This window comes from Actinokineospora sp., from assembly GCF_052390155.1.
GTDB lineage: Bacteria > Actinomycetota > Actinomycetes > Mycobacteriales > Pseudonocardiaceae > Actinokineospora.
Genome location: NZ_JBQTHF010000052.1, coordinates 1 through 18,792, shown reverse-complemented (window position 1 = coordinate 18,792; position 18,792 = coordinate 1). Strand labels below are relative to the sequence as shown.

Sequence of the window (18,792 nt, the reverse complement as noted above, 5' to 3'; positions counted from 1 at the left end):
CGATATCCCGGTAAAGATGTACCGAGGGTAGCGTGCTGACCCGGGTGATCCAATGCTTCGGACATGGCAGGACGTCACCGAGAAGTGGCGCTTGGCCGCTTCCGCTGGCGAAGAGGGACCGCAGGAAGCCAGGGAGTGCTTCGCGCGGGCCCGGTCCGCGCTGCTCAAGGGCAGCTTGGACGACGCGCAGCAGGACTTCGAGCGGGCCGCCGCACTGCGCACGGACCCGCACGACGAGGTGGGCATGGGCGACGTGCTGCTGGCTCGCGGCCGCTGGCGGGCTGCCGCGCGGCACTATCAGCGCGCCGACAACGTCGACCCGGGCAACACCCTCGCCGTGCTGGGCCTGTCCCAGGCCCGGGTCGCGGGCGGCGACGCGGCGGGGGCGGCGGCCGACCTGGAGCGGCGGTTCGCCGCGCCCACCAACCCGGTGCTGCGCTACTACCTGGCGAGTACCTGGTGTTCGGTGTCCGAACAGGTCCGCAGCCGCACCGGCGACGACGTCCTGGTGATCACCAGCGAGACCCAGCTCGCGACCTGCGAGCACGCCGCACGGCGCATCCTCGACCTCGACGTCGGCGACGACGAACTGCGCCGCGGCGCCGAGCTGCTGCTGGAGGAGGTCACCGCGGGCCGCCGCTGGCGGTGGCAGCCGGAGGGCATCGCGGTCAGCCTCGCGCTGCTCGCCGTGTCGCTGGGGCTGGTCGTGGTGGCTGTCGGCGGCGTGGTGGGCAGCGTGCCGCTGGTGGCGGCCGGGGTGCTGCTCGGCAGCGCCCTGCTGTTCCTGATCGTGCTGCGCTTCCGCCGCCAGTCCTGGCGCAGCCGGGCCGACAGCCTGGCGAGCCGGATCGCCCGAGAGGGTCCCGGAGACATGCCCTAGGCTCGCGCGGGTGACCACGGTCTACGACTGCAGCGCCCACGAGGACAGGGCGGACGGCCTCGCCGCCGCCGCGAGCGCGGTCCGCGCGGGCAGACTCGTCGTGATCCCCACCGACACCGTCTACGGCCTCGGCTGCGACGCGTTCTCCGCCGCCGCGGTGTCCTCGCTGCTCGCGGCGAAGGGGCGCGGCCCGGACCTGCCGGTCGGCGTGCTCGTCGGCTCCTGGTCGACCGTCGACGGGCTCGTGCTGTCGGTGCCGCACACGGCGCGCGTGCTGATCGAGGCGTTCTGGCCGGGCGACCTGTCGATCGTGCTGCCGCACGCGCCGTCGCTGAACTGGGACCTCGGCCGCACCCGGGGCACGGTCATGCTGCGCATGCCGCTGCACCCGGTCGCGATCGAGCTGCTGCGCGAGGTCGGCCCGATGGCCGTGTCCAGCGCGAACCGCTCCGGCCACCCGCCTGCCGCCACCGCCGAGCAGGCCCGCGAGCAGCTCGGCGACTCGGTCGCGGTGTACCTCGACGGCGGCCCGACCGGCGATCCGGTGCCCTCGACCATCGTCGACCTCACCGGCGACGAGCCCGTGGTGCTGCGCGAGGGCGCGGTCAGCCTGGCCGCCGTGGCCGAGGCGTTGGGCACCGAGGTGCGCTCGGCACGGTAGCGTTGCCCACAATCCCCGTGGCGGTACCGATCTAGGAGATGCGACGCAAGTGTCCCGAGTTGGAGGTTCGCCACCACCTCCGGCGCCCACGTGGCGCCTGGCCGCGGCGACAGAAAGCCCAAGTACAACCCGGTACTACGGGCTTCCCGTCGCCACGCCCAGCCACCACGTGGATCACCGGATCTGGCGCCGAACCTCCAACTCGGGACACTAGGTGCCCACGCCGTTCTGGGGCCCGGACTTCGAGGCCCTCACCAGCACGGACCCGGAGATCGCCGCCGTGCTGCTCGGCGAGCTGGACCGACTGCGCGGCGGCCTGCAGCTCATCGCCAGCGAGAACCTGACCAGCCCGGCGGTGCTGGCGGCACTGGGGTCGACGCTGTCGAACAAGTACGCCGAGGGCTACCCGGGTAGGCGCTACTACGGCGGCTGCGCGCAGGTCGACGTGGCCGAGGAGCTGGGGATCGCGCGGGCGAGGGCCCTCTTCGGCGCGGAGCACGCCAACCTCCAGCCGCACTCGGGGGCCAGTGCGAACCTGGCCGCGTACGCGGCGTTCTGCGCGCCCGGTGACGTCGTGCTGGCCATGGACCTCAAGCAGGGCGGCCACCTCACGCACGGCTCGAAGGTCAACTTCTCCGGCCGCTGGTTCCAGCCCGTGTCCTACGGCGTCGAGCGCGAGGCCGAGCTGATCGACTACGACCAGGTGCGCGAGCTGGCCCGCACGCACCGGCCGCGCATGATCATCGCGGGAGCCACCGCGTATCCGCGGCTGATCGACTTCGGCGCGTTCCGCGAGATCGCCGACGAGGTCGGCGCCATCCTGATGGTCGACGCCGCGCACTTCATCGGCCTGGTCGCGGGCGGCGCGATCCCCTCGCCCGTGCCCTACGCCGACGTCGTCACCGCCACCACGCACAAGGTGCTGCGCGGCCCGCGCGGCGGCATGCTGCTCTGCCGCGCCGAGCACGCGAAGGCGATCGACAAGGCGGTGTTCCCGTTCAGCCAGGGCGGCCCGCTGATGCACGCGGTCGCGGCCAAGGCCGTCGCGCTCAAGGAGGCGGCGGCGCCGGAGTTCCGCGCCTACACCCACCAGGTGGTGGCCAACGCCGCCGCGCTGGCGGGCGGGCTCGCGGCCGAGGGCATGCGCCCGGTGTCCGGCGGCACCGACACCCACCTCGCACTGCTCGACCTGCGCCCGCTCGGGGTCACCGGCGCCGAGGCCGAGCGGCGCTGCGAAGCCGCCGGGATCACCCTGAACAAGAACGCGATCCCGTTCGACCCCGCGCCGCCGATGACCGCGTCGGGCATTCGGATCGGCTCGCCGTGCGTCACCACGCAGGGCATGACCGAGCCGGACATGGCCCAGATCGCCCGGCTGATCGCCCGCGCCGTGCGCGGCGAGGCCCCCGCCGGGATCGCCCGCGCCGTCGGCGACCTGGTCGCCGCCCGACCGGCCTACCCGAGGGGGTAGCCGGTGGTCCCCTCACCCGCGTTCGCCCCCGCAGGTCTGCCGGTGCGGGAGTACCTGCTGGTCGCGCTGGTCACGGCGGTGCTGACGTTCCTGTTCACCGGCCTGGTGCGGCTGCTCGCGATTCGGATCGGCGCGGTCGCCTACCCGCGCCAGCGTGACGTGCACGTGGTGCCGATGCCGCGCCTGGGTGGGCTGGCCATGTACCTGGGCATCTGCGGCGGCATGCTGCTCGCCCACCAACTCCCCGTGCTGCGCCGCGCGTTCGACTACTCGTTCGACCCGACCGCGGTGCTGCTCGGCGGCGGCATCATCGTCGCCATCGGCATGCTCGACGACCGGTTCGAGCTGGACTCGCTCACCAAGCTCGCCGGTCAGACCACCTGCGCGGGCATCCTGGTGCTGTTCGGCGTGCAGTGGTTCGTGCTGTGGGTGCCGTGGGGCGGCGAGGGCGGCATCTTCGGCTCGGTGCTGATCCTCGACCAGAACCAGGGCGGCCTGCTGGCCATCCTGCTCGTGGTCACCATGATCAACGCGATGAACTTCGTGGACGGCCTCGACGGGCTCGCGGCGGGCATCGGGCTCATCGCCGCGGTGGCCACCTGCGCGTTCTCCCTGCACCTGCTCGCCCAGTCCGGCGGCGACGTCGGCAACTACCCGCCCGCGCTGATCGCGGCCACCCTCGCGGGCGCCTGCCTTGGCTTCCTGCCGCACAACTTCCAGCCCGCGCGCATCTTCATGGGCGACTCCGGGTCGATGCTCATCGGCCTCATGCTGGCCGCGTCGAGCACCACCGCGTCGGGTCGGACCAACCCGACCTTCAGCGGCGCCACCGAGTCCATCGCGCTGTTCTCCCCGCTGCTCGTGGTCGCCGCCGTGCTGTTCGTGCCCGTGCTCGACCTGCTGATGGCGATCGTCCGGCGCACCCGGCGCGGCGAGAGCCCGTTCTCGGCGGACAAGATGCACCTGCACCACCGGCTGCTGGAGATCGGCCACTCCCAGCGCCGCGCGGTCCTGCTCATCTACCTGTGGGCGGCGGTGCTCGCCTTCGGCGCCGTCTCGCTCACCCTGTTCGACGGGTTCATCGTGGTCTGGGGCATCGGCATCGGCGTCCTGGTCGCGGTGATCGTCTCGGCCATCCCTAGACTCAGGGCCCGATGAACGAGAACGAGCACCCCACCGCAGCGGACCCAGTGGCCGCCGAGCCCGTGACCGATCCGCACGCCCGCGCGCTGCGCACGCTGGCGACCGCCATGTTCCGCACCGCGCTGTGGCCCTCGCTGGGCACCCTGGTGCTCGGCGTCGCCCTGTTCGGCTTTCTCAACGGCACCGCCGGGGCGCTGGGCGCGCTCGTCGGCGGCGCACTCGCGTGTGCCTCGTCACTAGTGACGCTATTGCTCATGCGCAAGACCGCGAGTCAGGGCGCGCATATCGCGATGGCGGCTTCCCTCGGCGGATTCGTCGGCAAGATGCTGATCTTGCTGCTGGTGATGACGGCCCTGCGCGGAGTCGACGCGCTGCACGCGAAATCGCTTGGGATAACCATGATCGCCGTGGTCGTGGTGGCCGCCGCGGCGGAGGCGATCGCGTTCCGCCGGACCAAGCTCCCCACCATCATCCCCGCTGGTGAGCAGTAGTCCCACGACCAAGGAGTACGCCCGTCCGGGCCCCGGACACCCCCTGATAGGGTGACCTTAGGACGGCGGAGTTGCCGCGCTGCGCGCATGCCGCCGAGGCGTACCCGCGAACCGGGTAGCCGCCTGAAGACATGCCAAGTTCGTCAGGTACGTTAAGTCCTGATCGTGACGATTCCCCCGGCGGAGTGAACGCCGGCCGGGAGAACCGGAAGGAGCCCACAGTTGGGCAGGCTGGTGCTGGCCGAGGGTGACGAGTTCGCGCCCCCCGGAGTCAAGGACTTTTTCCTCCCGCCGATCTTCGGCGACGTCACCAAGCCGATGGTGTTGATGGTCTTGTCCATCGTCATCGTCTCGGCCTTCTTCCTCATTACGTCGCGGAACATGAAGATCGTCCCGGGAAAGTGGCAGTTCGCCGCGGAGTCGGTTTACGACTTCAGTCGCAACAACATCACGCGGGACCAGATCGGTTCCAAGGAGTTCAGGCCGTTCATTCCGCTGATTCTCACATTGTTCACCTTCATCCTGGTGAACAATCTGTACGGCATCATCCCGATCATCCAGTTCCCGACGATGGCCAAGATCGGCTTCCCGCTGGCCCTGGCGCTGCTGGTGGTCTACCCGGTCTACCACTACGTCGGGATCAAGAAGTTCGGCCTCGGCCGCTACCTGAAGAACCAGCTCCTTCCGCCCGGTGTGCCCAAGCCGGTCTACGTGCTGCTCACCCCGATCGAACTGTTCCTCAAGTTCTTCATGGACCCGATCACGCTGGCGATCCGAGTGTTCGCCGCCATGTTCGCGGGACACCTCATTCTGCTGGTGTTCACCCTTGGTGGTGAGTACCTGCTCCTGCACGCTCCGGTGCCGCTCAAGCCGGTGTCGTTGATCTCTTGGGGGATGGCCATCGCGATGACCTTCCTCGAAGCCTTCATCCAGGTGCTGCAGGCGTACATCTTCGCGCTGCTGGCGGCCAGTTTCATCGGCCGCGCACTCGCCGAAGACCACTAGGGAAAACACTAAAGCCCCCGATCCGCGGGGTACCCGCGGACCGAGTTGGAAAGGGATACACAAGTGAGCAGTGTTGTTCTCGCTCAGGAAGCCGTCAACATCAACGCGGGCCTCGCGGCGATCGGCTACGGCCTCGGCGCGATCGGCCCGGGTATCGGTGTCGGTCTGATCTGGGCCGCCGTCATCAACGGCACCGCCCGTCAGCCGGAGGCCCAGAGCAAGCTCATGGGTATCGCGTGGACGACCTTCGTCCTCGTCGAGGTGCTCGCGCTGATCGGCCTGGTCGTCTACTTCATCGCGTCCGGCGGCTGATCCAGCCCTTCTTCGTTAGGGAGACGACGTGGTGAAGTCAATGCTGGTCCTGGCCGCGGAGGACACACCGAGCCCGGTCCTGCCGCACCTCGCCGAGATCATCCTCGGTCTGGTCGCCTTCTTGCTGCTGCTGTTCGTGATCTCCAAGTTCGTGACGCCCCGCTTCGAGAAGCTCTACGCGGAGCGCACGGCCAAGATCGAGGGCGGCATCGAGCAGGCCGAGCGGGCCCAGGCCGAGGCCGAGGCCGCGCTGCAGCAGTACAAGGCGCAACTCGCCGAGGCACGGGCCGAGTCCGCCCGAATCCGGGACGACGCGCGCGCCGAGGCCGAGCAGATCAAGGAAGAGCTGCGGGCCCAGGCCCAGGCCGAGTCCGCGCGGATCGTCGCGCAGGGCCAGGCACAGCTCGCGGCGCAGCGCGCGCAGATCGTGGCCGAGCTGCGCGCCGACCTCGGTCGCCACGCCGTCGAACTGGCCAGTCGGGTCGTGGGCGAGGCCCTGGAGGACGAGACGCGCCGTCGCGGGACCGTCGACCGGTTCCTGGCCGATCTCGACTCCGTTTCCGCGCCTGCGAAGAGCTAGGGACGCCTGACATGACATTCCAAGCCGCGAGTCGCGAAGCCCTCGCCGCCGTCGAGCTCACGCTGCTCGGCGTGCTGGAGAGCGAGGGCGCGGCGGCGGGGACCCTCGGCGCGGAGCTGTTCGCCGTCGTCGGGCTGCTCGACCGGGAGGTCGGTCTGCGGCGCACGCTGGCCGACTCCTCGACCGACCCGGTGGCCCGTGCGGGGCTGGTTCGTGAACTCCTCGGCGGCAAAGTCGGGGACAGCACGCTGCAGGTGGTGTCCGCCGCGGTCACGGCCCGGTGGTCCGGCCCGCGGGAGCTGGTCGACGGCCTGGAGTCGCTCGCGACGAGCGCGCTGCTGGTGCGGGCCGAGCGCGACGGCAGGCTCGACGCCGTCGAGGACGAGCTGTTCCGGCTCGGCCGGATCATCGCCGACCAGACCGACCTGGAGCAGGTGCTGTCGGACCGGGGCGCGGCCCGCGAGGGCAAGCTCAGCCTGATCCACGGGCTGGTCGACGCCAAGGTCGATCCCGCCACCGCCACCCTGGTCGAGAACCTCGTCGGGCAGCCGCGCGGGCGCGGTGTGGTCGCGGGCCTGGAGGCGCTGGCCGCGGAGGCTGCCAAGCGCCGCGAACGCTCCGTGGCGCACGTGATCTCCGCGACGACACTGTCGGCCGAGCAGCAGGACCGGCTCGCCGCCACCCTGCAGCGGATCTACGCCCGGCCGATCGCGCTGCACCTGGAGATCGACCCCGACCTCGGCGGCGGCATGGTCGTCAAGGTCGGCGACGAGGTCATCGACGGCAGCACCAACGGACGTCTCGACGCCCTGCGCCGCAGGTTCGCGGGCTGAGGGTCCCCCTAACACTTCCAACACGGAAACGAAGCGAGAGCAGGAACGACATGGCGGAGCTGACGATCTCGTCGGACGAGATCCGCAGTGCGATCGAAAACTACGTCTCCAGCTACTCCCCGGACGTGAACCGGGAAGAGGTCGGCGTAGTGGCCGACACCGGCGACGGCATCGCCCACGTCGAGGGCCTGCCCTCGGCCATGGCCAACGAGCTGCTGGAGTTCCCCGGCGGTGTACTCGGCGTGGCGCTCAACCTGGACGCCCGCGAGATCGGCGCGGCCATCCTCGGCGAGTACGACAAGATCGAGGAGGGCCAGGAGGTCAAGCGGACCGGCCGAGTCCTCTCGGTGCCGGTCGGCGACGGCTTCCTCGGCCGCGTGATCGACCCGCTGGGCAACCCGATCGACGGGCTCGGCGAGATCGTCGCCGACGAGCAGCGCGCTCTGGAGCTGCAGGCCGCCACGGTCGTGCAGCGCCAGCCGGTGGAGGAGCCGCTGCAGACCGGCCTCAAGGCCGTCGACTCGATGACCCCGATCGGCCGCGGCCAGCGTCAGTTGATCATCGGTGACCGCAAGACCGGCAAGACCGCGGTCTGCGTCGACACGATCATCAACCAGAAGCAGGCGTGGGCCACCGGCGACCCGAAGCAGCAGGTCCGCTGCGTCTACGTCGCCGTCGGGCAGAAGGGCTCCACCATCGCGGGCGTCAAGACCGCGCTGGAGGAGGCGGGCGCGCTGGAGTACACCACCATCGTGGCGGCCCCGGCGTCGGACTCCGCGGGCTTCAAGTGGCTCGCCCCCTACACCGGCTCGGCCATCGGCCAGCACTGGATGTACCAGGGCAAGCACGTCCTGATCATCTTCGACGACCTGACCAAGCAGGCCGAGGCGTACCGCGCGATCTCGCTGCTGCTGCGCCGCCCGCCGGGCCGCGAGGCGTACCCGGGCGACGTCTTCTACTTGCACTCGCGCCTGCTGGAGCGCTGCGCGAAGCTCAACGACGAGCTGGGTGGCGGCTCGATGACCGGTCTGCCGATCATCGAGACCAAGGCCAACGACATCTCGGCCTACATCCCCACCAACGTCATCTCCATCACCGACGGCCAGTGCTTCCTGGAGTCGGACCTGTTCAACTCAGGTCAGCGCCCGGCCATCAACGTCGGCACCTCGGTGTCGCGCGTCGGCGGTGCCGCGCAGACCAAGGCGATGCGCAAGATCTCCGGCACGCTGCGCCTGGAGCTGGCCCAGTACCGCGAGCTGGAGGCGTTCGCCGCCTTCGCCTCCGACCTCGACGCCACCTCCAAGGCCCAGTTGGCCCGCGGCACCCGGATGATGGAGCTGCTCAAGCAGGGCCAGTTCTCGCCGATGGCGGTCGAGGAGCAGGTCGTGTCGATCTACATCGGCACCAAGGGCTACCTGGACTCGGTGCCCGTCGTGGACGTGCGTCGCTTCGAGTCGGAGCTGATCGAGCACCTGCGGCACCGGCACGAGGGCATCCTCGACGAGATCCGCGTCGACAAGGTTCTCTCTGACGACAACGAGGAGCGCCTCGTCGCGGCGGTGGAGGCGTTCAAGGAGGGCTTCACCGCCTCCGACGGTTCGTCGGTCGTGGTGAACGAGGCCGAGGCCGACGCGATGGACGCGGGCGAAGTCGGCCAGGAGACCGTCAAGGTCACCAAGACCGCTCCGAAGAAGTGACCGGCTGAGCCATGGCGCAACTTCGGGAAATCCGGCAACGGATCAAGTCGGCCCAGTCCTTCAAGAAGATATTCAAGGCCCAGGAGCTGATCGCCACCTCGCGGATCAGCAAGGCCCAGGCCAGGGTCGCGCAGTCCAAGCCGTACGCGGACGAGATCACCACCGTGCTCACCGCGCTGGCCAGCGCCGCGGCCAACCTGGACTCGCCGCTGCTGGTCGAGCGGGAGCAGGCGCGTCGGGCAGGCGTGCTGGTGATCACCAGCGACCGCGGTCTGTGCGGCGGCTACAACGCCAACGCGCTCAAGGCCGCCGAGGAACTGCAATCGCTGCTGCGCGAGCAGGGCAAGACCCCGGCGCTCTACGTGATCGGGCGCAAGGGGCTGAACTACTACAAGTTCCGCCAGCGCGAGGTCACCGCGAGTTGGACCGGCTTCTCCGAGAAGCCGGGCTACGCCGACGCCGCGGCGGCAGGGGAGACGTTGATCCAGGCGTTCCTGTCCGGCGCGGACGACGACGGCGACGGCCCTGGTGCCGACGGGATTCTCGGCGTCGACGAGTTGCACATCGTCTACACCGAGTTCCGCTCGATGCTCTCGCAGCGTCCGGTGGCCAAGCGGATGGCGCCGCTGGAGATCGAGTACGCGACCGAGGAGGAGGCCGCCACGACCAGGGCCGAGCTGAGGTCGTCCTACGAGTTCGAGCCGAACGCGGAGACGCTGCTCGGCAACCTGCTCCCGAAGTACGTCAACACCCGGATCTATGCGGCACTGCTCGAATCGGCGGCCTCCGAGTCCGCCGCTCGACGCACGGCAATGAAGTCCGCCACGGACAACGCCGACGAACTGGTCAAGAGCTACACCCGTGTGGCAAACCAGGTTCGCCAGGCGCAGATCACCCAGGAGATCAGCGAGATCGTCGGTGGCGTGGAGGCGCTCGCCGCTGCCGCAGGAAGTGATGACTGATGACTGCCATTCAAGAGCCAGCCACCAAGACCGCAACCGGTCGCGTCGTCCGGGTGATCGGCCCCGTCGTCGACGTGGAGTTCCCGCGCGGCTCGGTGCCCGAACTGTTCAACGCGCTCAAGGTCGACGTCGCCCTTGAGTCCATGAAGAAGACCATCACCCTTGAGGTCGCCCAGCACCTCGGCGACAACCTGGTGCGCTGCATCTCGATGGCGCCGCAGGACGGCCTCGTGCGAGGTACCCCGGTGCTCGACACCGGCACAGGTATCTCGGTGCCGGTCGGCGACATCGTCAAGGGCCACGTGTTCAACGCCCTCGGCGAGTGCCTGGACAAGCCGGGCCACGCCGCGGACGCCGAGCGCTGGCACATCCACCGCCGGCCGCCCGCCTTCGACCAGCTCGAAGGCAAGACCAAGATGCTGGAGACCGGCGTCAAGGTCCTCGACCTGCTCACCCCGTACGTCGAGGGCGGCAAGATCGGCCTGTTCGGCGGTGCCGGTGTCGGCAAGACGGTGCTCATCCAGGAGATGATCACCCGAATCGCCCGCAACTTCGGTGGTACGTCGGTGTTCGCGGGCGTCGGCGAGCGCACCCGTGAGGGCACCGACCTCTTCCTGGAGATGGACGAGATGGGTGTCCTGCCGGACACCGCGCTCGTCTTCGGGCAGATGGACGAGCCGCCCGGCACCCGGATGCGGGTCGCGCTGTCCGCGCTGACCATGGCGGAGTACTTCCGCGATGTGCAGAACCAGGACGTGCTGCTGTTCATCGACAACATCTTCCGGTTCACCCAGGCCGGTTCCGAGGTCTCGACCCTGCTGGGTCGGATGCCGTCGGCCGTGGGCTACCAGCCGACGCTGGCCGACGAGATGGGTGAGCTGCAGGAGCGGATCACCTCGACCCGTGGTCGCTCGATCACCTCGCTGCAGGCGATCTACGTCCCCGCGGACGACTACACCGACCCGGCCCCGGCGACCACCTTCGCCCATCTGGACGCGACGACGGAGCTTTCCCGTCCGATCTCCCAGAAGGGCATCTACCCGGCGGTCGACCCGCTGACCTCGTCCTCCCGCATCCTCGACCCGGCCATCGTCGGCGAGGAGCACTACCGGGTGGCCCAGGAGGTCAAGCGGATCCTGCAGAAGTACAAGGAACTGCAGGACATCATCGCCATCCTCGGTATGGACGAACTGTCCGAAGAGGACAAGGTGACGGTCAACCGGGCGCGGCGCATCGAGCGCTTCCTGTCGCAGAACTTCCTCGTGGCGAAGAAGTTCACCGGCGAGGAGGGCTCGTTCGTCAAGGTCGCCGACACGATCGAGGCGTTCGACAAGGTCGCCAAGGGCGAGTACGACCACGTGCCGGAGCAGGCTTTCCTCTCCATCGGTGGGCTCGACGACCTGGAGCGCAAGTACCAGGCGCTGACCAAGAAGAAGTAAGCAGGCGCGCGAAAAGGCCGGTGTCCGATGTGGACACCGGCCTTTCGCCGTTCAGACAGCGGCGATCTTGGGGGCCTGCCCCGGCAGAGTCACCTCGACCTCGGTCGCGGCGGCGGGCAGGAACGCGGCGTCCTTGCCCGCGTCGGTCCATGCGCCGTCCGGCGCCGTCCGGTACCGCAGGGTCGCCTCGTAGTGCACGACCAGGGTTCCCTCTGGCAGCTCCACCTTTCCCGGCAGGGTGCTGTTCGGGTCGTAGACCCCGCCGTGGGTGACCGAGACGACGGTGCCGTCCCGCTCGGTGACCACGGCGTAGAACCGGCTCCCCGCGCTGTCGACCACGAACTCGATCCCGGTCATCGTGCGCCCGCCGGGAAGATCGGCGACGGCCTGGAACCCGGAGACCGACATTCGGGACAGCGGGTCGGCGAAACCCGCGTCGACCAGGACGACGTTGATCTCGTGGAACTCCGACAGCGGCTTGGCCGTGCTGCCGCCGATTCGGAAGACCGTGTTCTTGGGGTTGGGCAGTTTCTGGCTCGCGGTGAGCAGCGGTTTGCTCTGCCGGTCGAACCCGTCGTCGTAGCTGGAGCTGGGCAGGACGATCAGATCCTCGGTCGCGGCCTGCGCGGGATCGGTCGCGATCCGCACGTCGCCGGGACGGGCGCCGGGCCGGACTTCGGCGAAGGCGACCCCGTCGCGCGTCGACATGGCGGTCCATTGCCGGGCCCCCTTGCCGTCCTGGGCGACGTCGAAGCCGCTGGACAGGGACAGCGGGATGCCGGTCGGGGCGATCGCGTAGTGATCCTGGTAGCCGAAGAGGAACGCGACGCCGTTCACCTTCCCGGGCGATATCGGCGGCACGTCGTTGACGAGCGTCGCCTGCTCGCCGGTCACCAGTCCGACTGCGACGCGCTGCAGGTCCCAGTCCGGGGGCGGTGTCACCCCCTCCGGCCAGGTCACGGTGCCGAGGTCGGCCGTGGGTGCGCCCTGCGCCACGATCGCCACCCGGCCCGCCGGGGTGGTGCCCGCCCAGTAGACCCTGGGCTCGCCCGTCAGCCCGGTGAGGGCGTCCCGGTTGGGCGACACCTGGATTCCCTTGCGCCAGGCCTGGATCACCTGATCGAGGTACGTCCGGTCGGTCGCGAGGTCCCCACGGGTGGGTGAGGTGAGCAGCGGGTTGGGCTTCGGCGCGACCGTGGTCCCGACGTCCCGGGGACCGGCGTCGGACCAGATCGCGGTGGCCCCCACGCCCGCAAGGGCCGTCGCGACGACGGCGACGCCCGCCACCGCGATCCGGGTGCGGACCTGCCTGCGCCGCGCGCCGCGCAGCACCCCGGACGCGAATCCGGGCCGGGGTTCCAGTTCCTCGGTGGCCGCCCGCATCGCGCGGGAGAGTTCGGTGATGTCCATGCTCATCCCTTCGTGAGGCTGTGGCTGTCGAGGAGGGCGCGCAGCCGGTCGAGGCCGCGCGAGGTCTGGCTTTTCACCGTGCCCGTCGAGCAGCCCAGCGCGGCGGCCGTCTCGGCTTCGGACAGGTCGTCGAAGAAGCGCAGGACCAGCACCGCCCGCATCCGGGCGGGCAGCAGACCCAGCGCCCTGGCGAGTTGGTCACGGTCGAGCACGTCGCCCTCCGGCCCGTGCACGCCGGGCTCGGCTGCCTGGTCGAGCGGTGACTCCGCCACCCGCCGCGAACGGTGGCGCCAGCGGTTCGCCGACGCGTTCGCCAGCGCCGCGCGAACGTACGGTTCGAGGCGGCCGCGCACCCGTTTGCGGCGGCGGTAGGTGCGTTCGAGCACATCTTGAAGCAGGTCCTCCGCCGCGCCCCGATCGCCGCCGCAGAGCAGGTACGCGGTGCGCAGCAGGGCCGTCGATCTGTGCGCGACGAACTCGGCGAACTCGTCATTCGGCTCGATCGCCATCACCCCCTGTGGTTGTGAGGTCTTGCACCCCTACCGACACCAGCCTGGCTGGGGAGGTTGTCAGCGGACCAACTAGACTGCCCTGGAACCGAGAGTCGAGGGAGATTCGCGTGGCTGAGATGTCCGTCCAGCTCGTCGCCGTGGAACGACGCCTGTGGTCGGGTACCGGCACGTTCGTCGTGGCGCAGACCACCGAGGGCGAGATCGGCATCATGCCCGGTCACGAGCCCGTGCTCGGTCAGCTGGTCGAGGGCGGTGTGGTCAAGGTGCGTACCGCCGACGGCAACACCGTGGTCGCCGCGGTTCACGGCGGTTTCCTCTCGGTCACCGCGGACTCGGTGAGCATCCTCGCCGAGACCGCCGAACTGGCCGACGAGATCGACCTCGGCCAGGCGCGCACGGACCTGGCGCACGAGGACTCCGACGAACGGGCCAGGGCGGCCGCGCGAGTACGCGCCGCCGAGCAATCGGCCTGATGACGGCGTAGGGGGGCGGGGCGGCCGATGGACATCAGCACGCTGGTGGTGGTGTTCCTGGCCGCGGTCCTGCTCGTCCTGCTGCTGCTGGTGATCCGCCGGGTCCGGCTGCTGCGCACCGGGGGCATCCACGTCGCCCTGCGCACCCGGGTCGACGACACCGGCAAGGGCTGGCACCTCGGCGTCGGCCGCTTCCACGGCGACGAGTTCGCCTGGTTCCGCGCGCTCAGCCTGCGGGCGGGCCCCGACCGCATCATCCACCGCGACGGCCTGGAGATCACCCATCGCCGCGAACCGGAACGCGGCGAAACCCCGAACATGCCCAGCGGCTCCCGCGTCCTACGGTTCGAGAACACTACCGGCGGGCCGCAGCCCCAGGTGGAGATCGCCATGGACCTGGACGCGCTGACCGGCTTCCTGTCCTGGCTGGAAAGCGCCCCGCCCGGCCGTCGCCTTCCGTGGGCCTCTTGATCGTCGAACGGCAGATCCGCGCCTGCTACGGCGACGAGACGATCCGGGTCTACCAGGCGTATCCGCCCGCCATCGCGGACGCGGCGCTCGACGCGGGGACCTTTGTGCCACCGTTCAAACGCGAGCGGATGACGTGGATCAAGCCGTCCTTCCGGTGGATGGCCTACCGCTGCGGCTGGGCGGGCAAAGCGGGGCAGGAACGGGTGCTCGCCATCGACGTAACCCGCGCTGGTTTCCACTGGGCGCTACGGCACGCGGCGCTGAGCCACTTCGACCCCGCCGTGCACGACGATCCGGACGCTTGGGCCGCGCAGGTCACCGCGTCCCCGGTGCGCGTGCAGTGGGACCCAGAGCGTGATCTGCACCACCGGCCACTGGACCACCGGTCGATCCAGATCGGCCTGCGGGGTGCGGCAGTGCAGCGCTACGTGCGGCAGTGGATCACCGGTATCGCCGACGTCACCGGTGTCATGCACGAGATCGGGGCGCACGTGGCGGCGGGCCGCGACGAGGCCGCGCGGGCACTGCTGCCTGCCGAACGCCCGTACCCGTTGCCCGACGACCTCGTCAGTCGCCTGGGGGCAGGCTGAGTCCGCTCCCGGTCCTCGTTCCGCCGCCGCACTCAGGACAAGCGAGTCCTCGGTGTCGATCGCGGCGACGATTCCGGCACCGGACGGTGTTCGCCCTGTGGTCTTATCCGTTCGCGCCCGGCTGCCACAGGACGTCGCCGCCGGGGTTGGCGACCCGGCCCAACACGAACAGCAGGTCCGACAACCGGTTCAGGTACTTCGCGGCCACCTCGTTGGTGCGCTCCGCGTCGACCTCCAGCAGCGCCCACGCACTGCGCTCCGCGCGCCGCGTGACCGTGCGGGCGACGTGCAGCAGCGCCGCGCCGGGCGTGCCGCCGGGCAGGATGAACGAGTTCAGCTTCGCCAGCCGGTCGTTGAAGTCGTCGATCCAGCCCTCCAGGCGCGTCACGTACGCCTCGGTGATGCGCAGCGCCGGATACGGGGGATCGGGCACGATCGGCGCGCAGAAGTCGGCGCCCACGTCGAACAGGTCGTTCTGGATGCCGCGCAGCACGTCGCCGACCTCATCGGTGAGCCCCCCCAGCGCGATGGCGACCCCGATCGCGGAGTTCGCCTCGTCCACGTCGGCGTAGGCCGCGAGTCGGGGGGAGGTCTTGGGCACCCGGGAACCGTCGCCCAACGCGGTGCTGCCGTTGTCGCCGACCTTGGTGTAGACGCGCGTGATGTGAACGGACATGCGGCCAGCCTACTGGCCGGGTCCGCCGCCCTTCAGTTCCGCGACCAGTGCCCGCAACCCGGTGGTCCCGACCATGAGCACCGGCCCACCGACGTTCTTGGAGTCACGGACCCCGCCAACCCCACCCGCCACCTCGATGCACTCACCGCTGGCCTGACTACGGCTGGACTTTCGCCAGGCGAACTGGTCTGGTTCGGGCAGGTTCCTCATGTGCGCGCACCTCACGGAACTCCTCGGCGATCTTGGCGATCAGCCTAGCGGAGTCCCGCACGCTCAAAGCGGCGGCACGGATGTCGTCGAAGATCATGCTCAGAGTGGTGACCCCCTTGGGATCATCTACCACGAACCCGCCGAGTGGATGTTCGACCCAGCCGATGTCCGGATCCTCAGGGTCTTCGTAGGACATCAGGTAGATGGAACCGGACATCGCCGGGTGCGCACCCGCTGCGATCGGCAGCACCTGGATCTTCACGTGCGGTGCCTTGCCCATCTCGACCAAATGATCCAGTTGGTTGGCCATGCCGTCAGCGGACAAGACCGGCCTGCGCAGCGCTTCCTCGCCGATGATTGCCCACAACTCCAGGTAGGGCAGTTGCGAGGTCAGTCGTTGCTGGCGTGTCTTGCGGGCGGCCACATGCCTGTCGACATCGGCGGTGGGCGTGAGCTGGCGTGCCGAGGTGTGCAGTGCGTGCGAATAGTGTTCGACCTGCAACAATCCCGGGATCAGGATCGGTTGGAAGGTTCGAGCTGATACGGCTTCGCTCTCGAAGCCGACCACCGGTTTGGCCCACTCGGGCAGGTTGTAGGTCGACCACCAACCGCGTTTGGCGCCCTCCTTGCGGATCACTTCGAGAGTCGCGAACTGATCCTCGGCCGCGCCGTAGAACCGCAGCAGCGTCTCCAGTTCGGCCTTCTTGCCCGCCGCGTCGCCGCGCTCCAGATTGACGATCTTGCCGACTGAGCAATCGAGTTCCGCCGCCGCGTCCCGTTGTGTCAGGCCTGCCTTCTCGCGCAGTGCGACCAGCGTCGCGCCCAGTCGTCGGCGCCGCGCGGTTCGTCCCCCAGAGGCCATTGCTCCGCCCTTCCTGTGTGCGTGACCAAGTCTATGGCATGGCGAGCCTCAGCAGCATCACCCAATAGGGTGAACGATTTAAGCTGAGCCTCAACTTATGGTTTCCTGTCCACGTACCGACGGAGGGAGCCGAGATGGCGGCGGGGATGGTGACAGCGGTGGGAGAACCTGTGTTCGCGGTCCGGTGGACGGTGACCGGCAGGACGCCGGACGGCGGGAACTGCACGACGATCTTCGACCTGGCGCTGGACCGGGGGCATCTGATCGTCTACCCGGCTGCGGTGGGCGACTTCGCGTTGTCGCTGGACCTCGACGCCGTGCGGATGCTCCTGTCCATTGTGGAGGCGCGGAGCGCGGGCATGGTCCCCGGCCTGCATCCGTTGTGCGGCTACTGGTTGCTCGGCGTGGCCCCGTACTCGTCTTCGGTCGAACCGGAGTGGACGGACCGTGCCGCCGACGCGCCGCCCTACCTCGGGCCGATCGAGCTCTACGTGCGACTGCCCGACAAGGAGATCCACATCATCTACCGGACCGACCGGTACCAAGCACTCCTGGACACGCTGACCGAAGCGGTCGCGTGTCTGGAAGGAAGGAAACACCATGCGAAATAGGACGATGTGCGTTGCCGGGGCCGCGATCGCGGTGCTGGTCGCGGGTTGCTCGCCTGCGTCGTTCAGTCAGCCCGCGAGTCCGACCGATCTCGGCACCGTGGACCCGGCCTACCCGGTCGGCACCAGGCTGGGCGACTGGGCGGTGGTCGTCGACCGCGTCCCGGTGTCGCCCCGGTTTCTCGATCTTCGAAAGGATTGCGCGACGATACCGCCGGAGGTGCTCACCTCGGCGGGATTCGCGCCCACGGAGATCGACAAACTCGGGACCGGGTGTCTGTTCGGGCAACGAGACCCGTCCGGGTCGTTGCCTCTTCGCTTGGGCATCGGCACGCGCAACGCGTCGATGTCGGACGAGGTCGCCGAACACGTCGCCATGGCGGCCGGGCGGGGGACCGACCGGGTGACCCACCTGGCCTGGCTGCGGATCGGCACTCACTACGCCATCGAGCGCGTCCTGGCGAGCGACCCGGGCATGAGCTGCTCCTGACCGTGGAATACGACGGCCAGAACACCTTCCATGTGGCCGTCACTCCGGGCGGTACCACGGTTCCCGCCGATGTCGCCACCGCCGTGGCGGAGTTCTGCCCGATCGGCCGCCGCGTCGCCGTCGACCTGCTCAACCATGCCTCGGTCGGCGGCCCGATCGGCAGCGGCCTGCCGCCCAGGTGAACCTGTGGGCGAAACGCCCACGATCTATTGGCGGCTTGCTAACATCGCTGGCGGGGAGTGCGTCGTCGGTTACGGAGGGGTACGAGAGATGCCGTTCACGCAGAGTGGTGGGGTGGCGGGTTCGGTGATCCGGCGGGCGCAGTTGGTTCTGGTCTGCCGATTGCGACGATGCGGGTAGAGCCGGACAAGGTGCTCGCGTTGATGCGCCGCCTCGAAGCCCGCCGAGACATCGTCCAGGAGTTCATCCGGGTGAAGCGGGACCTGCTGGTCAATGTTCCGGCTCCGGGGGCTGATCCGTGTAGTGAACGGACGGTCGCTGAGCTCGGCAAGAACGGTTTGTCCGCGATTGTCGCTGCCGAGGGCTATGTCGTTCAGCTTCAGGCCGTGGTGGAGGCGTTAGCTGACATGGCTCGGCTATACGGGTTGGTCGAGGATGTCAACGAGTCGGCTTTTCGGTGGGTGCGGTGATGGGTCGGCGTGGTGGTTTGCTCGGTGTGGTGTTGGCGGTGGTGTTCGTGGGGGGGGGGGGGTGTAGTTCGACTTCTGCTGGGCTGCCGCTTCCCGCTGGTGGTGGCTCGGTGTCGGATCGGCCGAGTTCCACGGTTGCGTCCAGGCCCGCGCGGCCTCGTGAGGTTCTGTTGGTGGGAAAGGATCCGTGTGTGTTGGTGCCGCAGTCGGACTGGGGGACGTTTCACATCGAGAAGCCGGGGCGGAATCAAATGATCATTGCGACACGGGGTTCGCTATCAGATCGCTGAAGACTTCGATCGGCTTTCGCCAGTTCAGCGTTTGCCGTGGCCTACCGTTTAGCTCTGCCGCCACCCTATCAAGGTC

General features: G+C 69.2%; 24 protein-coding genes and 1 pseudogene. 19 read left to right on the top strand and 6 right to left on the bottom strand.

Going from position 1 to position 18,792, the window contains the following annotated elements; translation table 11 throughout:
* Positions 1-52 precede the first annotated feature (52 nt).
* The 12 genes from ACT4N7_RS18085 (at position 53) to atpD (ending at position 11,474) form a co-directional block, all read left to right on the top strand.
* Complete coding sequence (locus tag ACT4N7_RS18085; RefSeq protein ID WP_444829935.1) at positions 53-880, top strand: hypothetical protein; 828 nt, start codon at positions 53-55, stop codon at positions 878-880.
* 10 nt (positions 881-890) lie between these two features.
* The gene (locus ACT4N7_RS18080; protein ID WP_444829934.1) at positions 891-1,541 is read left to right on the top strand and encodes an L-threonylcarbamoyladenylate synthase; all 651 of its coding nucleotides are present in this window, start codon (positions 891-893) and stop codon (positions 1,539-1,541) included.
* A gap of 214 nt (positions 1,542-1,755) precedes the next feature.
* On the top strand, positions 1,756-3,012 hold the full coding sequence (glyA, locus tag ACT4N7_RS18075) for a serine hydroxymethyltransferase (RefSeq protein WP_444829933.1): 1,257 nt from the start codon (positions 1,756-1,758) through the stop codon (positions 3,010-3,012).
* Positions 3,013-3,015: 3 nt separating this feature from the next.
* Positions 3,016-4,170, top strand: a complete 1,155-nt coding sequence (locus ACT4N7_RS18070) for a glycosyltransferase family 4 protein (protein ID WP_444829932.1) — start codon at positions 3,016-3,018, stop codon at positions 4,168-4,170.
* A complete protein-coding gene (locus ACT4N7_RS18065; protein WP_444829931.1) occupies positions 4,167-4,646 on the top strand; it encodes a hypothetical protein in 480 nt (159 codons plus the stop codon). The genes ACT4N7_RS18070 and ACT4N7_RS18065 overlap by 4 nt, the downstream gene beginning before the upstream one ends.
* Positions 4,647-4,868: 222 nt before the next feature.
* Positions 4,869-5,651, top strand: a complete 783-nt coding sequence (atpB, locus tag ACT4N7_RS18060) for a F0F1 ATP synthase subunit A (protein WP_444829930.1) — start codon at positions 4,869-4,871, stop codon at positions 5,649-5,651.
* A 63-nt stretch (positions 5,652-5,714) separates the two neighbouring features.
* Positions 5,715-5,963 (top strand): ATP F0F1 synthase subunit C, encoded by a 249-nt coding sequence (locus ACT4N7_RS18055; RefSeq protein WP_444829929.1) that lies wholly within the window; start codon positions 5,715-5,717, stop codon positions 5,961-5,963.
* 40 nt (positions 5,964-6,003) lie between these two features.
* Positions 6,004-6,543: a F0F1 ATP synthase subunit B gene (locus ACT4N7_RS18050; protein ID WP_444829953.1), complete on the top strand. Its 540-nt coding sequence runs from the start codon at positions 6,004-6,006 to the stop codon at positions 6,541-6,543.
* An 11-nt stretch (positions 6,544-6,554) separates the two neighbouring features.
* A complete protein-coding gene (locus tag ACT4N7_RS18045; RefSeq protein WP_444829928.1) occupies positions 6,555-7,376 on the top strand; it encodes a F0F1 ATP synthase subunit delta in 822 nt (273 codons plus the stop codon).
* A 50-nt stretch (positions 7,377-7,426) separates the two neighbouring features.
* On the top strand, positions 7,427-9,073 hold the full coding sequence (atpA, locus tag ACT4N7_RS18040) for a F0F1 ATP synthase subunit alpha (RefSeq protein ID WP_444829927.1): 1,647 nt from the start codon (positions 7,427-7,429) through the stop codon (positions 9,071-9,073).
* An 11-nt stretch (positions 9,074-9,084) separates the two neighbouring features.
* Complete coding sequence (locus ACT4N7_RS18035) at positions 9,085-10,035, top strand: F0F1 ATP synthase subunit gamma (protein ID WP_444829926.1); 951 nt, start codon at positions 9,085-9,087, stop codon at positions 10,033-10,035.
* The gene (gene atpD / locus ACT4N7_RS18030) at positions 10,035-11,474 is read left to right on the top strand and encodes a F0F1 ATP synthase subunit beta (RefSeq protein ID WP_444829925.1); all 1,440 of its coding nucleotides are present in this window, start codon (positions 10,035-10,037) and stop codon (positions 11,472-11,474) included. The genes ACT4N7_RS18035 and atpD overlap by 1 nt, the downstream gene beginning before the upstream one ends.
* Positions 11,475-11,525: 51 nt before the next feature.
* Here atpD and ACT4N7_RS18025 read toward each other — a convergent pair whose 3' ends face one another.
* Positions 11,526-12,884, bottom strand: a complete 1,359-nt coding sequence (locus tag ACT4N7_RS18025) for a hypothetical protein (RefSeq protein ID WP_444829924.1) — start codon at positions 12,882-12,884, stop codon at positions 11,526-11,528.
* Between the two features lie 2 nt (positions 12,885-12,886).
* Positions 12,887-13,393, bottom strand: coding sequence for a SigE family RNA polymerase sigma factor (locus ACT4N7_RS18020; RefSeq protein WP_444829923.1), 507 nt, complete (start codon positions 13,391-13,393; stop codon positions 12,887-12,889).
* Positions 13,394-13,503: 110 nt separating this feature from the next.
* Between ACT4N7_RS18020 and ACT4N7_RS18015 the strand changes: the two genes are divergently transcribed.
* The 3 genes from ACT4N7_RS18015 to ACT4N7_RS18005 are packed head-to-tail and all read left to right on the top strand — an operon-like array spanning position 13,504 to position 14,930.
* Positions 13,504-13,869, top strand: coding sequence for a F0F1 ATP synthase subunit epsilon (locus ACT4N7_RS18015; RefSeq protein WP_444829922.1), 366 nt, complete (start codon positions 13,504-13,506; stop codon positions 13,867-13,869).
* A gap of 27 nt (positions 13,870-13,896) precedes the next feature.
* A complete protein-coding gene (locus ACT4N7_RS18010) occupies positions 13,897-14,340 on the top strand; it encodes a DUF2550 domain-containing protein (RefSeq protein ID WP_444829921.1) in 444 nt (147 codons plus the stop codon).
* The gene (locus ACT4N7_RS18005; RefSeq protein ID WP_444829920.1) at positions 14,337-14,930 is read left to right on the top strand and encodes a DUF4291 domain-containing protein; all 594 of its coding nucleotides are present in this window, start codon (positions 14,337-14,339) and stop codon (positions 14,928-14,930) included. Before ACT4N7_RS18010 ends, ACT4N7_RS18005 begins: the two co-directional genes overlap by 4 nt.
* Positions 14,931-15,033: 103 nt before the next feature.
* On the opposite strand, the gene ACT4N7_RS18000 is transcribed toward ACT4N7_RS18005, so the two are convergent.
* The 3 genes from ACT4N7_RS18000 to ACT4N7_RS17990 are packed head-to-tail and all read right to left on the bottom strand — an operon-like array spanning position 15,034 to position 16,678.
* Positions 15,034-15,606 (bottom strand): cob(I)yrinic acid a,c-diamide adenosyltransferase, encoded by a 573-nt coding sequence (locus ACT4N7_RS18000; RefSeq protein ID WP_444829919.1) that lies wholly within the window; start codon positions 15,604-15,606, stop codon positions 15,034-15,036.
* A gap of 9 nt (positions 15,607-15,615) precedes the next feature.
* Positions 15,616-15,816 (bottom strand): DUF397 domain-containing protein, encoded by a 201-nt coding sequence (locus ACT4N7_RS17995; RefSeq protein WP_444829918.1) that lies wholly within the window; start codon positions 15,814-15,816, stop codon positions 15,616-15,618.
* Positions 15,764-16,678 (bottom strand): helix-turn-helix domain-containing protein, encoded by a 915-nt coding sequence (locus tag ACT4N7_RS17990; protein WP_444829917.1) that lies wholly within the window; start codon positions 16,676-16,678, stop codon positions 15,764-15,766. Before ACT4N7_RS17990 ends, ACT4N7_RS17995 begins: the two co-directional genes overlap by 53 nt.
* A gap of 158 nt (positions 16,679-16,836) precedes the next feature.
* Between ACT4N7_RS17990 and ACT4N7_RS17985 the strand changes: the two genes are divergently transcribed.
* The 4 genes from ACT4N7_RS17985 (at position 16,837) to ACT4N7_RS17970 (ending at position 18,426) form a co-directional block, all read left to right on the top strand.
* Positions 16,837-17,289, top strand: a complete 453-nt coding sequence (locus tag ACT4N7_RS17985; protein WP_444829916.1) for a hypothetical protein — start codon at positions 16,837-16,839, stop codon at positions 17,287-17,289.
* Positions 17,279-17,776, top strand: coding sequence for a hypothetical protein (locus ACT4N7_RS17980; protein ID WP_444829915.1), 498 nt, complete (start codon positions 17,279-17,281; stop codon positions 17,774-17,776). Before ACT4N7_RS17985 ends, ACT4N7_RS17980 begins: the two co-directional genes overlap by 11 nt.
* 2 nt (positions 17,777-17,778) lie before the next feature.
* The gene (locus ACT4N7_RS17975; RefSeq protein WP_444829914.1) at positions 17,779-17,958 is read left to right on the top strand and encodes a hypothetical protein; all 180 of its coding nucleotides are present in this window, start codon (positions 17,779-17,781) and stop codon (positions 17,956-17,958) included.
* Between the two features lie 168 nt (positions 17,959-18,126).
* Complete coding sequence (locus ACT4N7_RS17970) at positions 18,127-18,426, top strand: hypothetical protein (protein ID WP_444829913.1); 300 nt, start codon at positions 18,127-18,129, stop codon at positions 18,424-18,426.
* A 255-nt stretch (positions 18,427-18,681) separates the two neighbouring features.
* On the opposite strand, the pseudogene ACT4N7_RS17965 reads toward ACT4N7_RS17970, so the two are convergent.
* Positions 18,682-18,792 (bottom strand): annotated as a pseudogene (locus ACT4N7_RS17965) (IS30 family transposase); the annotation flags it as partial.

Coding starts and splice junctions, on each gene's coding strand:
- ACT4N7_RS18085 (WP_444829935.1), top strand. CDS start 53: ATGCTTCGGACATGGCAGGACGTCACCGAGAAGTGGCGCTTGGCCGCT.
- ACT4N7_RS18065 (WP_444829931.1), top strand. CDS start 4,167: ATGAACGAGAACGAGCACCCCACCGCAGCGGACCCAGTGGCCGCCGAG.
- ACT4N7_RS18050 (WP_444829953.1), top strand. CDS start 6,004: ATGCTGGTCCTGGCCGCGGAGGACACACCGAGCCCGGTCCTGCCGCAC.
- ACT4N7_RS18045 (WP_444829928.1), top strand. CDS start 6,555: ATGACATTCCAAGCCGCGAGTCGCGAAGCCCTCGCCGCCGTCGAGCTC.
- atpA (WP_444829927.1), top strand. CDS start 7,427: ATGGCGGAGCTGACGATCTCGTCGGACGAGATCCGCAGTGCGATCGAA.
- ACT4N7_RS18035 (WP_444829926.1), top strand. CDS start 9,085: ATGGCGCAACTTCGGGAAATCCGGCAACGGATCAAGTCGGCCCAGTCC.
- atpD (WP_444829925.1), top strand. CDS start 10,035: ATGACTGCCATTCAAGAGCCAGCCACCAAGACCGCAACCGGTCGCGTC.
- ACT4N7_RS18025 (WP_444829924.1), bottom strand. CDS start 12,884: ATGGACATCACCGAACTCTCCCGCGCGATGCGGGCGGCCACCGAGGAA.
- ACT4N7_RS18020 (WP_444829923.1), bottom strand. CDS start 13,393: ATGGCGATCGAGCCGAATGACGAGTTCGCCGAGTTCGTCGCGCACAGA.
- ACT4N7_RS18010 (WP_444829921.1), top strand. CDS start 13,897: ATGGACATCAGCACGCTGGTGGTGGTGTTCCTGGCCGCGGTCCTGCTC.
- ACT4N7_RS18000 (WP_444829919.1), bottom strand. CDS start 15,606: ATGTCCGTTCACATCACGCGCGTCTACACCAAGGTCGGCGACAACGGC.
- ACT4N7_RS17995 (WP_444829918.1), bottom strand. CDS start 15,816: ATGAGGAACCTGCCCGAACCAGACCAGTTCGCCTGGCGAAAGTCCAGC.
- ACT4N7_RS17990 (WP_444829917.1), bottom strand. CDS start 16,678: ATGGCCTCTGGGGGACGAACCGCGCGGCGCCGACGACTGGGCGCGACG.
- ACT4N7_RS17980 (WP_444829915.1), top strand. CDS start 17,279: ATGCGAAATAGGACGATGTGCGTTGCCGGGGCCGCGATCGCGGTGCTG.
- ACT4N7_RS17970 (WP_444829913.1), top strand. CDS start 18,127: ATGCGGGTAGAGCCGGACAAGGTGCTCGCGTTGATGCGCCGCCTCGAA.